This window comes from Actinomadura sp. WAC 06369 (assembly GCF_003947565.1).
Lineage (GTDB): Bacteria > Actinomycetota > Actinomycetes > Streptosporangiales > Streptosporangiaceae > Spirillospora > Spirillospora rifamycini.
The window spans coordinates 1-12,340 of sequence record NZ_QHJN01000211.1 but is presented as its reverse complement, the minus strand read 5'-3'; the positions used below and the strand labels follow the sequence as shown (position 1 = coordinate 12,340).

The 12,340-nt window shown below is 74.1% G+C and carries 16 protein-coding genes; 9 read left to right on the top strand and 7 right to left on the bottom strand.

All coding sequences use genetic code 11. The annotated features are described in order from the left end of the window. The coding region (locus DMH08_RS35215) for a hypothetical protein (RefSeq protein WP_148108627.1) at positions 1-366 on the bottom strand (366 nt) is incomplete at its 3' end. Positions 367-506: 140 nt separating this feature from the next. On the opposite strand from DMH08_RS35215, the gene DMH08_RS35210 reads away from it, so the two are divergent. Both DMH08_RS35210 and DMH08_RS35205 read left to right on the top strand, forming a co-directional pair. Continuing rightward, the gene (locus tag DMH08_RS35210; RefSeq protein ID WP_125620428.1) at positions 507-1,286 is read left to right on the top strand and encodes an IclR family transcriptional regulator; all 780 of its coding nucleotides are present in this window, start codon (positions 507-509) and stop codon (positions 1,284-1,286) included. Continuing rightward, positions 1,283-1,741, top strand: coding sequence for a hypothetical protein (locus DMH08_RS35205; protein WP_125620426.1), 459 nt, complete (start codon positions 1,283-1,285; stop codon positions 1,739-1,741). Before DMH08_RS35210 ends, DMH08_RS35205 begins: the two co-directional genes overlap by 4 nt. A gap of 1 nt (position 1,742) precedes the next feature. On the opposite strand, the gene DMH08_RS35200 is transcribed toward DMH08_RS35205, so the two are convergent. Next, positions 1,743-2,105, bottom strand: a complete 363-nt coding sequence (locus tag DMH08_RS35200; protein ID WP_026402895.1) for a YkvA family protein — start codon at positions 2,103-2,105, stop codon at positions 1,743-1,745. Between the two features lie 281 nt (positions 2,106-2,386). Here DMH08_RS35200 and DMH08_RS35195 point away from each other — a divergent pair, with 281 nt between their 5' ends. After that, positions 2,387-3,304 (top strand): hypothetical protein, encoded by a 918-nt coding sequence (locus tag DMH08_RS35195; protein ID WP_034518205.1) that lies wholly within the window; start codon positions 2,387-2,389, stop codon positions 3,302-3,304. A 5-nt stretch (positions 3,305-3,309) separates the two neighbouring features. Here DMH08_RS35195 and DMH08_RS42690 read toward each other — a convergent pair whose 3' ends face one another. The 5 genes from DMH08_RS42690 to DMH08_RS35170 form a co-directional block, all read right to left on the bottom strand. Further along, positions 3,310-3,963, bottom strand: coding sequence for a septal ring lytic transglycosylase RlpA family protein (locus tag DMH08_RS42690; RefSeq protein ID WP_325052974.1), 654 nt, complete (start codon positions 3,961-3,963; stop codon positions 3,310-3,312). A gap of 539 nt (positions 3,964-4,502) precedes the next feature. After that, entirely contained in the window at positions 4,503-4,814 is a 312-nt protein-coding gene (locus DMH08_RS35185; protein ID WP_026402896.1) for a hypothetical protein, read from the bottom strand. Positions 4,815-5,033: 219 nt separating this feature from the next. Then, positions 5,034-6,140 (bottom strand): ferritin-like domain-containing protein, encoded by a 1,107-nt coding sequence (locus DMH08_RS35180; RefSeq protein WP_026402897.1) that lies wholly within the window; start codon positions 6,138-6,140, stop codon positions 5,034-5,036. A gap of 146 nt (positions 6,141-6,286) precedes the next feature. After that, complete coding sequence (locus DMH08_RS35175) at positions 6,287-6,895, bottom strand: hypothetical protein (RefSeq protein ID WP_233618005.1); 609 nt, start codon at positions 6,893-6,895, stop codon at positions 6,287-6,289. A 51-nt stretch (positions 6,896-6,946) separates the two neighbouring features. After that, entirely contained in the window at positions 6,947-7,570 is a 624-nt protein-coding gene (locus DMH08_RS35170; RefSeq protein WP_026402899.1) for a TetR/AcrR family transcriptional regulator, read from the bottom strand. Between the two features lie 73 nt (positions 7,571-7,643). Here DMH08_RS35170 and DMH08_RS35165 point away from each other — a divergent pair, with 73 nt between their 5' ends. The 6 genes from DMH08_RS35165 (at position 7,644) to hypF (ending at position 12,307) form a co-directional block, all read left to right on the top strand. Further along, positions 7,644-7,934 carry a chorismate mutase gene (locus tag DMH08_RS35165; RefSeq protein ID WP_026402900.1) on the top strand — a complete coding sequence of 97 codons (291 nt, stop codon included), beginning with the start codon at positions 7,644-7,646 and terminating at the stop codon, positions 7,932-7,934. Between the two features lie 211 nt (positions 7,935-8,145). Then, positions 8,146-8,526 carry a PadR family transcriptional regulator gene (locus DMH08_RS35160; protein WP_051300773.1) on the top strand — a complete coding sequence of 127 codons (381 nt, stop codon included), beginning with the start codon at positions 8,146-8,148 and terminating at the stop codon, positions 8,524-8,526. Beyond that, positions 8,523-9,122 (top strand): D-sedoheptulose-7-phosphate isomerase, encoded by a 600-nt coding sequence (locus tag DMH08_RS35155; RefSeq protein WP_233618004.1) that lies wholly within the window; start codon positions 8,523-8,525, stop codon positions 9,120-9,122. The genes DMH08_RS35160 and DMH08_RS35155 overlap by 4 nt, the downstream gene beginning before the upstream one ends. Further along, positions 9,119-9,340: a HypC/HybG/HupF family hydrogenase formation chaperone gene (locus DMH08_RS35150; protein ID WP_233618003.1), complete on the top strand. Its 222-nt coding sequence runs from the start codon at positions 9,119-9,121 to the stop codon at positions 9,338-9,340. The genes DMH08_RS35155 and DMH08_RS35150 overlap by 4 nt, the downstream gene beginning before the upstream one ends. A gap of 10 nt (positions 9,341-9,350) precedes the next feature. Then, positions 9,351-10,001 (top strand): D-sedoheptulose-7-phosphate isomerase, encoded by a 651-nt coding sequence (locus DMH08_RS35145; protein WP_026402903.1) that lies wholly within the window; start codon positions 9,351-9,353, stop codon positions 9,999-10,001. Then, on the top strand, positions 9,998-12,307 hold the full coding sequence (gene hypF / locus DMH08_RS35140) for a carbamoyltransferase HypF (RefSeq protein WP_125620424.1): 2,310 nt from the start codon (positions 9,998-10,000) through the stop codon (positions 12,305-12,307). The genes DMH08_RS35145 and hypF overlap by 4 nt, the downstream gene beginning before the upstream one ends. Positions 12,308-12,340 lie beyond the last annotated feature (33 nt).

Genomic DNA, 12,340 nt, shown 5'->3' with positions numbered 1-12,340 from the left:
ACCCCCCTCGACTGGAAGTGCGAGACCGCCGGCCTGCGGGAACTGCGCCGCCCGCTCGGCGACGTCGCCGAGCGGGCAGCGCAGTTCCCGCAGGCCGGCGGTCTCGCACTTCCAGTCGAGGGGGGTCCAGAAGGCGGGGCGGCCGGTGGTGAGGCGGAGGGCGGCGCGGTGCGCGGTGCCGCCGGTGGCGCGAACGCGGACGGTGTAGGTCAGCGCGTAGTGGTGGCCGAGGGTCGTCCCGCCGCGCACGGTGACCTCGGTGTGCAGGCGGACGTCCGGGACCGCGCGGGCGGCGGGGACGGCGAGCGCCAGCGGCAGTGCGGTGCCCGCGATGAGCGCGATCCAGCGCGTTCTGATCCGCCCCACCGGTTCCCCTTCTCGCTCGTTCTGTCGGTTTCCCGGGGGGTCGGCGGCACGGCGCCGGGCGTAGAGGGTTATTGCCAGGAGTACCGTGCTTCACTCCCGTCCAGATCATCTTTCGCAAGGCGAAAGAGGGTTTCCGTAGAATGGGCGGGTTCGCGAGGGAGAGGAGGCGCCGCGTGGCGGAGTCCGTGCGGTCGCTGGAGCGCGCGTTCGAGCTGCTGGAGCATCTGGCGGACGCGGGCGGCGAGATGGCGCTGTCGGAGCTGACGGAGGTGTCCGGGCTGCCGATGCCGACGATCTACCGGCTGATGCGGACGCTCGTCAACCGGGGGTACGTGCGCCAGGAGCCGTCGAAGCGGTACGCGCTGGGGCCGCGGCTGATCAGGCTCGGGGAGGGCGCGGGCCGGCTGCTGGGCTCGTGGGCCGGGCCGGTGCTGTCGCGGCTGGTGGACGAGGTCGGGGAGACGGCGAACATGGCGGTCCTGGAAGGGGACGAGGCCGTGTACGTCGCGCAGGTGCCGTCGCGGCACTCGATGCGGATGTTCACCGAGGTCGGGCGGCGGGTGCAGCCGCACTGCACGGGCGTCGGGAAGGCGCTGCTGTCGCAGCTCCCGGAGGCGAAGGTGCGGGAGATCCTGGCGCGGACGGGGATGGCGGCGCACACGCCGAGCACGTTCACCGACCCGGAGTCCCTGATCGCCGAGCTGGCGCGCGTCCGGGAGCGGGGGTACGCGCTGGACGAGGAGGAGCAGGAGGTCGGGGTGCGGTGCGTGGCGGTTCCGCTGCGGGGCGCGCCCGCGCTGACGGCGCTGTCGGTGTCGGGCCCGTCCGGGCGGCTGACCCGCGAGACCGTCACCGACGTCGTGCCGATCATGCTGGACGCCGCCGAGCGGTTCGCCCGCGAGCTGGGGCCGGTCGATTGACCGGCACGGGCGACCGGCTCGCGGTCGTCGACGGGATGCTCGCCGCGCCCTTCCCGGAGGCGGAGACCAGGACGGGCGGGCGGCGGTGGAGCGGGCAGCGGTGGAGCGGACCCGGGTACCACTGGTGCGTCCTGGAGGCCAGCCGGGACTTCTGGGACGACCGGAGCGAGGAGGTCGTCGAGGCCGCCGAGGAGGAGATCGGGGCGGCGCACGACGCGCTGGTCGCGGCGCTCCGGGAGCGCTGGGGCGACCCTCGGAAGGTGGATCTGACGCCGTTCGCGATGGGGGAGGCGGAGAGCCGGAATCCGCAGAGCCTGCTCGCCGCCTACACGCTCGGCATGCTCGTGTGGCGGCGTCCGGACGGGCGGTGGCTCGCGGTCGCGACGGGGCAGGCCGACGCGGAGTTCCCGATCGTGCTGCTCGCGGCGGTCGGCGACGGGCCGGTCGGGGCGTGACTCAGTCGACGGGTTCGCCGACGACGACGCGGGGGCGGCCGCCGCGCTCCCAGGCGACGTAGTCGCCCGCGGCCTTGACGAGGGACGCGGCGAGCCAGAGCGCGACGCCCGCGTCGTCGACGAGGCCGATGCCGAGCAGGACCTCGGGGATCGCGTCGATCGGCGACAGGATGTAGACGACGCCGAGCGCGACGAGGCCGAGCGTCCGGTACGACATGCCCTTGTAGTCGCCGCGGACCACGGCCTTGATCATCCGAGGGACGGCGCGGGTGCGTTCCCAGAGGCCGGGGGCCTGCGGGTCGAGCGTCTCGCTGTAGATCTGCCATGCCTGGCCGGCGGCGGCGGCGCGGCGCTTTCCGTCCACTGGCGCTCCCCTCGGGTGGCTTCGGTGCGGGCGCGCCCCCGCGGCGCCCGCGTTTACCTATGACGTGATGTCTGACGGTTTTGTTCCCCCGGATCCGCTGTGACCCGGGCCTCACCGATGGTCCGGGGACCGCGGTGAGGTGTTCATCACCCTGGACGTCGAAGTCGGGTGATTCGGCCGCGCGTTCGGCCACGCACTGCGAGCATGGGGTCACGGGAGGTGCGACTCCCCTCACCCACGCGACCGGCACCGCCCGCCGAGCACCGCAGGGAGCTGAGCAGATGAGCGGCGATCGTCCGAACCGGCCCGTGCACGGCACCGTCGCAGGCGGCCGGTACGTCGCGCTGCCCCCGACGGCCGTGGACGCGGTCGCGTCCGGCCCGGTCCGGTTGATGGTGGTCTGGCCGGGGTTCGACCCGCCGCGGACGGCGGAGGCGCTGGCCGCGTCGATCCCGCTGACGGGCGTGCCGGTGTGGCGCGCCTACCTGGACCTGCCCGCCCAGCTCCCCGGCGGGCTGGGCAGCGCGGCGATCCTCGACGAGTCCGGCATCGGGCTCTACGGGACGGCGGTCGAGCAGGCGGCGGGGCGGCTGCCGGAGGTCCTGGACGGGCTGCGCCGCGACCTCGGGGTCCCGGACGGGCCCGTCGCGCTCGCGGGGTTCAGCACCGGGGGCGCCGCGGCGCTGCTGGCGGTGGCGCGCGGGGACGTCGCCGTGGCGGCGGCCGCCGCGGTCGCGCCGGTCGTCGCGCCGTCCCGGGCGGCGCGGGCGGTGGAGAAGCGCGCGGGCCGCGACCGGTCGTGGCCGGACGCGTCCGTCGCGCTCGCCGAACGGCTCGACCTCGGCGCCCTCGCGGGCGACATCGCGGCGCGGGACGCCGAGCTGCTGCTGGTCGGCGGCGCGAAGGACCGCGTCGTCCCGTCCGGGGAGCTGACCGGGCTGCGGGACGCGCTGCAGCGGCACGGCGCGGCGGTGGAGACGGTGTCGTTCCGGATGGGGCACGCGCTCGCCGCCGAGCCCGGCACCGAGGCGCGCCCGCCGATCACCGAGGCCGTCCGGGTGGACGGCGCCCTGTCGGACTGGTTCCGGGACCGGCTCGCCACGACCGACGCCCCGGACGGCGCGGACGCGGAGTCCGGCGACGCCCGGGGCGACGGGATGGAGCGGGAGCGGCACGCGGCCGCGAGCGGCCTCGGCTAGCGCGGCTACCCGCGGGACAGCACCTCGTAGCGGACGGAGACGACGCCCGAGGAGGTGCCGCCGATGTCCTTCATCGCCGCCTCGGACAGGTCGAGGCAGCGCCCGCCCGCGTAGGGGCCGCGGTCGTTGATGCGCACGACGACCGACTTGCCGTTGCTCTTGTTGGTCACGCGGACCTTGGAGCCGAACGGGAGCGTCTTGTGCGCCGCCGTCAGCTTGCCCGGGTCGAAGCGCTCGCCGCTGGCCGTCATCTGGCCCTCGCCGTAGTAGGACGCCTTGCAGGAGCCGGAGTCGAGGACCTTTCCTCCCGAGCCGCCCGATTCCTTGGACCCGCCCGAGCCGCTCGACCTGGACGTCTCGGTCTTCTTCGGCTTCGGCGGGGCGATCCGCGCCGCGACGGCGTCGGGTTCGTCGTCCCGCTCCGGCGCCGCCGGCGTCCGCGGCTTCGCCGGCTCCGCCGGCTCCGCGCCCGGGGCCTGCCCGCCGGGCGGCGCGGACGATCCGGATGGTTCGGGTGATTCGGACGGTTCGGCCTGCGGCAGTCCGTTCGCCGCCTGGGCCGCGCCCGCCGGGGCGCCGGTCTTGACGAACGCGAACGCGCCCGCCGTGAGGACGGCCACGGCCGCCCCGGAGATGATCAGAAGGGTGCGGATGCGCACCTGAGGTATGCGTACACGAGCACGCTTGCCACGCACGGGCAATTCCTTTGTTCGGGGACAGGACCCCGGACGCCCGGCGGTCTACCGCCGTCCTCGGGCGCGTCCGGGCGACGTCGACGTCCCCGTTCCGCGCGCCCTCCGCGTGCCGCTGCACGCCCGCGCCCGCGCCGTTCTCGACGGCTGCCGGCCGATGCTGCGGCGTCCGGTGCGTGCGGCGGTGCGAGTTCGCCGGTCCCGCGGCGCCGTGCCGGGCAGGTTCCCGGTCACGTCGCTCAGGTCCGGCGCTTCTCTCTTTTCACTTTGGATCTCGATGGCGCCGCACAAGTCCAAGACCGTACGTCGCGTACCGCCTAGATCAAGACCGAAGGCCGATGTTTGTGGGCTTTGTCACCCGCACTTTTGCCCTCGGAAGTCGATCAACTTCGCCGGGTGACCCCATTTCAAGATCGTCTTTACTCCGCATGGAACAGTCGATCTCGGCCCTATAACGGGCGGGCGGGGCGTTCCGCGGAACGCCCCGCCCGCCGTGCCGCCGGAGGTCACCGGAGGCCGCGCACCGGCGGCTTCGCCCCGCCGGACGGCTGCTTCGCGGCGCCGTCGTCCGCCTTCAGCACCTCGACGACGCGGCCCTCCGTCGTCCCGAGGTCGCGGCCGAGCCCCTTGACGACCTCGCCGGCCCGGCCGAGGAGGTGCTCCTCGGTCGTCGGCGCGTGGTGGTGCCCCGCGGCGGGCGGCGCGGGGCGCGGAGCGGGCGCGGCCTGCGCGGCGGCGGGCGCGGCGAGGACGGCGGACGCCGCGAGCGCCGGCGCGAGGACGCGGGCACGCAGCAGCCCTGTGGCGGACCGGTTCATTGTTCCCCCCAGGAATTGTCAGGTGTTCGACCCTGGACGTTCGTGCGTCCGCTGGTGCGGCGCACCGTCAGTCGGGCACGCTAGTACACCGGGGAGGGGCCGCGCGGAAATGCGGCGGCGAATTGGGGAAGTCCATAATGATCCACGGAAAGGGATCATTGACATTACGCCCGAAGCGGGGGCGTTCCGGGAACGCCCCCGCCTTTCTCCGGCGTCCGGTCAGTCGGACGCGCCGAGCGTGATGGCCTCGTCCACCTCCTGCTTGCGACCGGCGAGTTCGGTGGCGTAGCGCTCCTCGTCGACCTTCTCGGCGATCTCCTCGTCCTGCCGCATCAGCGCTTCGAGGTCGGCCTTGGCATTGTCGAGGACGCCCATGTCCGCGTACGCCTTCTTCACCTTGTCGCCCCACAGGCCGACGTCCCGGACGCACGGGACGATGCGGCTGAACAACAGCGACTGGTACAGCGTGTACATGTCGGAGTTGTCGACGTACTCCATGCACTTGTCCATCGGCAGTTCGAGCTGTTCGAACACCTCGCGCGCCTTGAACCGGTCGCGCATCAGGTAGCAGCCCTCGACGACGAACTCCTCGCGCTCGGCCCGCTCCTTGTCGGTGAGCTCGGCGTAGTAGTCCTTGAGCGCGAGCCGGCCGAACGCGACGTGCCGCGCCTCGTCCTGCATGACGTACGCGAGGAGCTGCTTGACCAGCGGGTTCGTCGACATGTCGCGGTACAGCCCGAACGCGGCGAGGGCGAGGCCCTCGATGAGGACCTGCATGCCGAGGTAGGGCAGGTCCCAGCGGCTGTCCTCCAGCGACTCCGCGAGCAGCTTCGCGAGGTCCTGGTTGATCGGGTAGTACATCCCGATCTTCTCGTGGACGAACTTGCCGTACAGCTCGACGTGCCGCGCCTCGTCCATCGTCTGCGTCGCGGCGTAGAACTTCGAGTCGAGGTCCGGGACGCTCTGGACGATCCGCGCGGACACGTTCAGCGCGCCCTGCTCACCGTGGAGGAACTGGCTGAACAGCCAGGAGCTCTGGTGCCGGCCGAACTCGTCCTTCTCCTTCTGGGTCATCTTGTCCCAGATGTCGGAGCCGAAGAGCGGGTTGAAGTTCTCCGGCAGGCCGGCGACGTTGATCGGATCGACCTCGAGGTCCCAGTCGATGCGCTTCTGCGCGTCCCACTGCTTGTCCTTGCCCTTCTGGTACAGGCTCAGCAGCCGGTCGCGGCCTTCGTCGTACTCCCAGGTGAAGCGGGTGTCGCCCGCCATGGGGACGTTCCACGTGTCCGTGGAGACGGGCTCGGTGTAGAAGTCGTAGGAACTCACCGGGGGGTCCTCCTCGGGGGGACGCGCCGCGCCGTCGCGGCGCTGGGGTCTGGTTCCGCCCACCGCTTTACATCCCTTCGTAACATGTAAAGCGGGGGTAGATCCATACCCCGGGCCCAAGCCGGGCCGCCCCGGGGCGGTCCCCGTTACCGCGACTGGAGGGCGTCCAGCGCGACGGCCTGCGCGATGACCAGGCGCCGGTCGAGCCGCGGGTCCCGGATGTCGACCACGTACCGGTCCCGGATCCCGATCTTCTTCTCCACCGAGAACACGACCTGGTCGCCCGCGTAGAAGTCGAAGTGGTACGGCCACGCGAACGGGACGGCGTCCACGAACGGGATGAACTGCCAGACCCGCCGCACCAGCGCGACCGCCTTGTTGCGCTCGCTGCCGGTCGCCACGCCGAGCCCCGGCTGCTCCAGGTGCCAGGTGGAGGCGAGCAGCGACTTCTTGAAGTCCTTGCGGAACACGCCGATCGGCCGTCCCTGCGCGTCCGTGATGTCGTACGCCGAGGCCAGGTCGATGCGCTTGCGGGCCTTGAACCCGAGGATCGGCGTCGTCTTGGAGTCGTCCGAGTACAGGGTGACCTGCTCCTTGAACGCCATCCGCTTCTGCTGCGCGAACGCGAGCAGCTCGCCCTCGCCGCCCCCGGGGGCCTCCGCGTGCACCTCGTACTGGTTCACCATCAGCCGGATCCGCTGCCGGATCAGCAGCCGCTCCTGCGCCTGGAACCGCTCGTCGTCCACCGGAACCACCTGTTCCTTCTTCTGTTTCGCCCGGAGTCTGCCATACCAGGGCGCGCCCGCTCAGGACTCGCGGATGTGCGCGGCGAGATATCCGTGGATGAGCCGCTCGGCCTCCGCGACGATCACCGGGTCGCCGTCCGGGCGGCGCCGGAACGCCAGCTTCAGCACCGCGTCCCCCGCCTCCACCGCGATGGCCAGCGCCGTCGCCAGCTCGGGGGTGTCGCGCACGCCGAACGTGTCCACGATCAGCGTGCGGAGCCGGTCGGCGACCACCGCGTTGTTGTCGGCGTCGGAGTCGAGCAGGTGCACATCGGCGACGTCCCCGAACCGCAGCACCCGGAACCCGGGAACGGTCCGGTGCATCTCCACGAAGATGTCGATGATCGCGCCGACCGTGTCGGACCACTCGGTGAAGCCGCCCTCGGCGAGCCGCGCCGAGACGCGCCGCCCGAACTCCTCCAGGTTGCGCTGCGCGAGCGCCTGCGCGACCGCCCGCTTGTCGGGGAAGAACTGGTACACCGAGCCGATCGCCACCTCGGCGCGCTGCGCGATCCGCGTGGTGGTGAGCCCGTCGTAGCCGTCCTCGTCGAGGATCTCCGCGCAGGCGTCCAGCATGCGCTGGACGCGTTCGGCACTGCGGCGCTGGGCGGGACGGCGGCGGAGCGGAGTGCGGATCTCGGTCACCCTGCCATTGTCCCCCCATTCCGCCGCACCCGGGGCACCCGGCCGACCCCGCGCCGCATGCGATGATCGGCGGATGGACGCCCCCCGGTCCCTCGCGGACGTGCGCAACCGCATCGACGGCATCGACGCCGAGCTGGTGCGGCTGCTGGCCGAGCGGCAGGCGCTCGTGCGCGCCGCCGCCGCGTTCAAGACGGACGAGCGGTCGGTGCGCGCGCCCGACCGCGTCGAGCAGGTCGTGGCGCTGGCCCGGTCGCGGGCGGCGGACGCGGGCCTGTCCCCGGACGTCGCCGAACCGGTGTGGCGCGCCATGATCGGCGCGTTCATCGAACTCGAACTCGGCGAAGTCGACTCCCGCGACGCCTAGCACCGTCCGGGCGAGCACGGGCGGGGCGAGCACGGTCGGGCGAGCACGGTCGGGCGAGCACGGTCGGGCGAGAACCGTCCGCCGTCTTCGCGGGCCGTCGCCGGACACGCTGAGTGATCATGTGATCACGCTGGGGTTTTCCGTGCCGGGCCCCGGGTAGTGCCCCTCCACGAGCATGATCACCCGCGTGGCGTCCCATGAGGAGATGTCCATGAACGGTTGCGAGGCGCGCGGCCTCCTGCATCCCTATCTGCTGCTCCTGATCTACGAGCGGCCCGGGCACGGTTACGACCTCATCGACCGGCTGTCCTGCCTCGGGGTGTCGGACGTGGAGCCGGGCCACGCGTACCGGGTGCTGCGCGGCATGGAGCGGGCGCGGCTGGTGGAGTCGACGTGGGTGCCGTCGGAGGCGGGCCCGGCGCGCCGCCGCTACGAGCTGACGCCGGAGGGCGTCGCCGACCTGGAGGCGTGGGCGCCGCGGCTCGCGCACCTCGGCGAGGTGATCACCTCCTTCCTGGCGCGCTGGAACTCGGCGGCGCGGGCGGCGGCCCCGGGCGCCGCGCGCGAGCCGCGGGCCGTGTCGTGGACGTGACGGCGCGGGCGGCCGTCCGGGACGCGTTCGACCGGCGGACGGAGCCGGGCCGGGCGGTCGCGGGCGACGCGGAGGCGATCGCGCGGGCCTGCCACGCGATGGCGGTGCGGTTCCACGCGGGCGGGCGGCTGATCGTGTTCGGCAACGGCGGCCCGTGCGCGGACGCGCAGCACGTGGCGGTCGAGTTCGTGCATCCGGTGGTGGTGGGCAAGCGGGCACTGCCCGCGTTCGCGCTGACGGGGGACGCGGCCACGCTGACGGCGGTCGCGCTGGCGGAGGGGTTCGACGAGGTGTTCGCGGCGCAGCTGCGGACGCTGGCCCGGCCGGACGACATCGCGCTGGGGCTGTCGGCCGACGGCCGGTGCGCGAACGTGCGGCGGGGGCTGGCGGCCGCGGCGGAGATGGGGCTGCTCACGGTCGCGCTGACCGGCGGGGACGGCGACGCCGGCCGGCCGGTCGACCACGTGCTGCGGGCCCGGACGGACGACCCGCTGGTCGCGAAGGAGGTGCACGTGACCGTCTACCACGTGCTGTGGGAGCTGGTGCACGTGTTCTTCGAGCATCCGGGGACGCTGCGGCGGGAGACGTCCCGGTGAGCGCGGGGGGCGTGCCGGAGTGCCATGACGGGGTGTGCGTGACGTGCTCGGACGCGGCGGTGCGGGTGCGGGTCCGGGAGCTGCTCGGCGACGGGCTGGCGGTCGTCGACACCGCCGCCGGTCCGGAGGAGGTCAGCGTGGCGCTGGTCGACGCGCGGGTGGGGGACGTCGTGCTGGTGCACGCGGGGGAGGCGATCGCGGTGGAGGCGTCGCCGTGAGGGAGGGCGCGTGAGCGGGATCGAGACGCTGTACCCGTTCCTGTACGACAACGGGTCGGACCTCGACGCGGTGCTGGCCGAGGTGCGCCGGTCGACGGAGGAGAAGGCGGCGGAGATCGTCGCGCTGCGGGAGGAGCTGGCCGGCCCGCTGGCGGACGAGCTGGTCGCGTGCGCGAAGCGCGTCGCGTCGGCGGTCATCGGCGGGGGGCGGCTGTACGCGTTCGGCAACGGGGGGAGCTGCACGGACGCGCAGGACCTGGTGCAGCTGTGCATGCGGCCGCCGCGCGGCGCGCGGCCCGTCCCGGCGGTCTGCCTGACCGGGGACGTCGCGGCGCTGACGGCGCTCGCGAACGACGTCGGGTTCGCGGTGGTGTTCGCGCGGCAGCTCGCCGCGTTCGGGCGTGCGGGGGACGTCGCGGTGGGGTTCTCGACGAGCGGCGGTTCGGCGAACGTGCTGGGCGCGTTCGCGGAGGCGCGCCGCGCGGGCATGGCGACGGTCGGGTTCGCGGGATACGGCGGCGGCGCGATGGCGGAGGCGGGCACGGTCGACCACCTGTTCACGGTGCCGTCGGCGTCGGTGCACCGGATCCAGGAGGCGCAGACGACCGTGTACCACGTGCTGTGGGAGCTGCTGCAGCGGGCGCTGGACGGCCGGCTGTGAGCCTCGGCGAGAAGGGCGCGGACGGGCGGGGGCGGCTCCGGATCCGCGTCGAGGGGACCGTGCAGGGCGTCGGGTTCCGGCCGTTCGTGCACGAGCTGGCTGGGACATACGGGTTGTCGGGGTTCGTGGGCAACGACGCGTCCGGGGTGTTCGCGGAGGTCGAAGGGGACGCGGCGGCGCTGGCCCGGTTCGTCGGCGACCTCGGCGGCCGGGCGGCGCCGTCGCTCGCGGTCGTCGAGCGCGTCGTCGCCGAGCCGCTGCCGCCGCGCGGCGACCGGGGCTTCCGGATCGTGCCGAGCGAGGGCGGGACGCCCGCCGCGCTCGTCTCGCCCGACGCCGCGACCTGCGACGCGTGCCTCGCGGAGACGTTCGCCGCGGACGGGCGGCGGGCGGGGTACGCGTTCACGAACTGCACGCGGTGCGGCCCGCGCTTCACGATCGTCCGGGACGTCCCGTACGACCGGTGCAGCACGACGATGGACGCGTTCGCGATGTGCGGCGCGTGCGCCCGGGAGTACGGGGACGAGCGGGACCGCCGGTTCCACGCCCAGCCCGTGTGCTGCCCCGACTGCGGGCCGGACCTGCGCGCGGTCGGCGCGGACGGGCGGCCGATGCCCGGCGATCCGGTCGGGACGGCGGCGGGGTGGCTGCTGGACGGCCGGATCGTGGCGGTCAAGGGCCTCGGCGGGTACCACCTGGCGGCGCTGGCCGACGGCGAGGACGCGGTGGCGCGGCTGCGGGCGGGCAAGCGCCGGGAGCGCAAGCCGTTCGCGGTGATGGCGCCCGACCTGGCGGGCGCCCGCGCGCTGGTGCACGCGGACGCCGCCGCGGAAGCGCTGCTCGCGTCCCCGGCGCGGCCGATCGTGCTCGCCCCGCGCCGCCGCGGCGCGCGCGTCGCCGCGGCCGTCGCGCCGGGGAACCGGGAGCTGGGCGTGCTGCTGCCGTACACGCCGCTGCACCATCTGCTCGCCGCGCGGCTCGCCCGTCCGATCGTGCTGACCAGCGGGAACGTGGCGGACGAGCCGATCGTGACGGACGACGGCGAGGCGCTGCGGCGGCTCGCGGGCCTCGCGAAGGGGTTCCTGCTGCACGACCGCCGCATCCACGTGCGGGCGGACGACTCGGTCGTCCGGTCGTTCCGGGGGCGGGCGCTGCCGGTGCGGCGCTCGCGCGGGTTCGTCCCGGCTCCGCTGCGGACGCCGGGGGTGTTCCCGCGCCCGGTGCTGGCGTGCGGCGCGGAACTGAAGAACACCTTCTGCGTGGCGCGCGCGCACCACGCTTTCCTTTCGCACCACATCGGCGACTTGGAGAACTACGAGACCCTGGCGTCGTACCGGGAGGGCATCGAGCACTTCTGCCGGTTGTTCGGGGTGCGCCCGGAGGTCGTCGCGCACGACCTGCACCCGGAGTACCTGTCGACCAAGTACGCCCTCGACCTGGACGGGGTCGACCTCGTCGGCGTCCAGCACCACCACGCGCACATCGCGTCGTGCCTCGCCGACAACGGGGCGGACGGCCCGGTCATCGGCGTCGCGTTCGACGGGCTCGGCTTCGGCGACGACGGGACGCTGTGGGGCGGCGAGCTGCTCGTCGCGGACCTGGCGGGCTACCGGCGCGCCGGGCACCTGGAGGCGGTGCCGATGCCGGGCGGGGCGGCGGCCGTCCGGGAGCCGTGGCGGATGGCGGCGGCCTACCTGGCGGCGGCGTTCGGGGAGCACGCGCCGTGGCTGCCCGTCGCCGGGCGGCACCGGGACCGGTGGGCGGACGTCGTCCGGATGGCCCGGTCGGGGACGAACGCGCCCCCGACGTCGAGCGCGGGACGGCTGTTCGACGCGGTCGCGGCGATCGCCGGGGTCCGCGACACGGCCGGGTACGAGGGGCAGGCGGCGATCGAGCTGCAGCAGGCCGCCGACCCGCACGAGCGCGCCGCCTACCGGGCGGCCGTGACGGACGACCTGGTCATCCGGGGCACGGACCTGGTGCGGGGCGCGGTGGACGACGTCCTCGCGGGGGCGGGCGCCGGCGCGGTCGCCGCCCGCTTCCACAACGGGCTGGCGTGGGCGGCCGTCCGCGCGGTGCGGATGCTGCGCGACCGCACGGGCCTGGACACGGTCGCCCTGTCGGGCGGCGTGTTCCAGAACGTCCTGCTGCTGGAGCGCGTCGTGTCCGGGCTGGAGGACTCGGGGTTCCGGGTGCTGACGCACTCGCGCGTCCCGCCGAACGACGGCGGCGTCGCCCTCGGCCAGGCGGTCGTCGCGGCGGCCCGCGACCGGGAGGGGTTCGCCCGGGACGCAGCCGCTTCCTGACCGTGTCCCGGGCGAGCAGAGCCGGGGGCGTGG

Coding starts and splice junctions, on each gene's coding strand:
- DMH08_RS35160 (WP_051300773.1), top strand. CDS start 8,146: ATGAACGGTTGCGAGGCGCGCGGCCTCCTGCATCCCTATCTGCTGCTC.
- DMH08_RS35165 (WP_026402900.1), top strand. CDS start 7,644: ATGGACGCCCCCCGGTCCCTCGCGGACGTGCGCAACCGCATCGACGGC.
- DMH08_RS35195 (WP_034518205.1), top strand. CDS start 2,387: ATGAGCGGCGATCGTCCGAACCGGCCCGTGCACGGCACCGTCGCAGGC.
- DMH08_RS35210 (WP_125620428.1), top strand. CDS start 507: ATGGGCGGGTTCGCGAGGGAGAGGAGGCGCCGCGTGGCGGAGTCCGTG.
- DMH08_RS35185 (WP_026402896.1), bottom strand. CDS start 4,814: ATGAACCGGTCCGCCACAGGGCTGCTGCGTGCCCGCGTCCTCGCGCCG.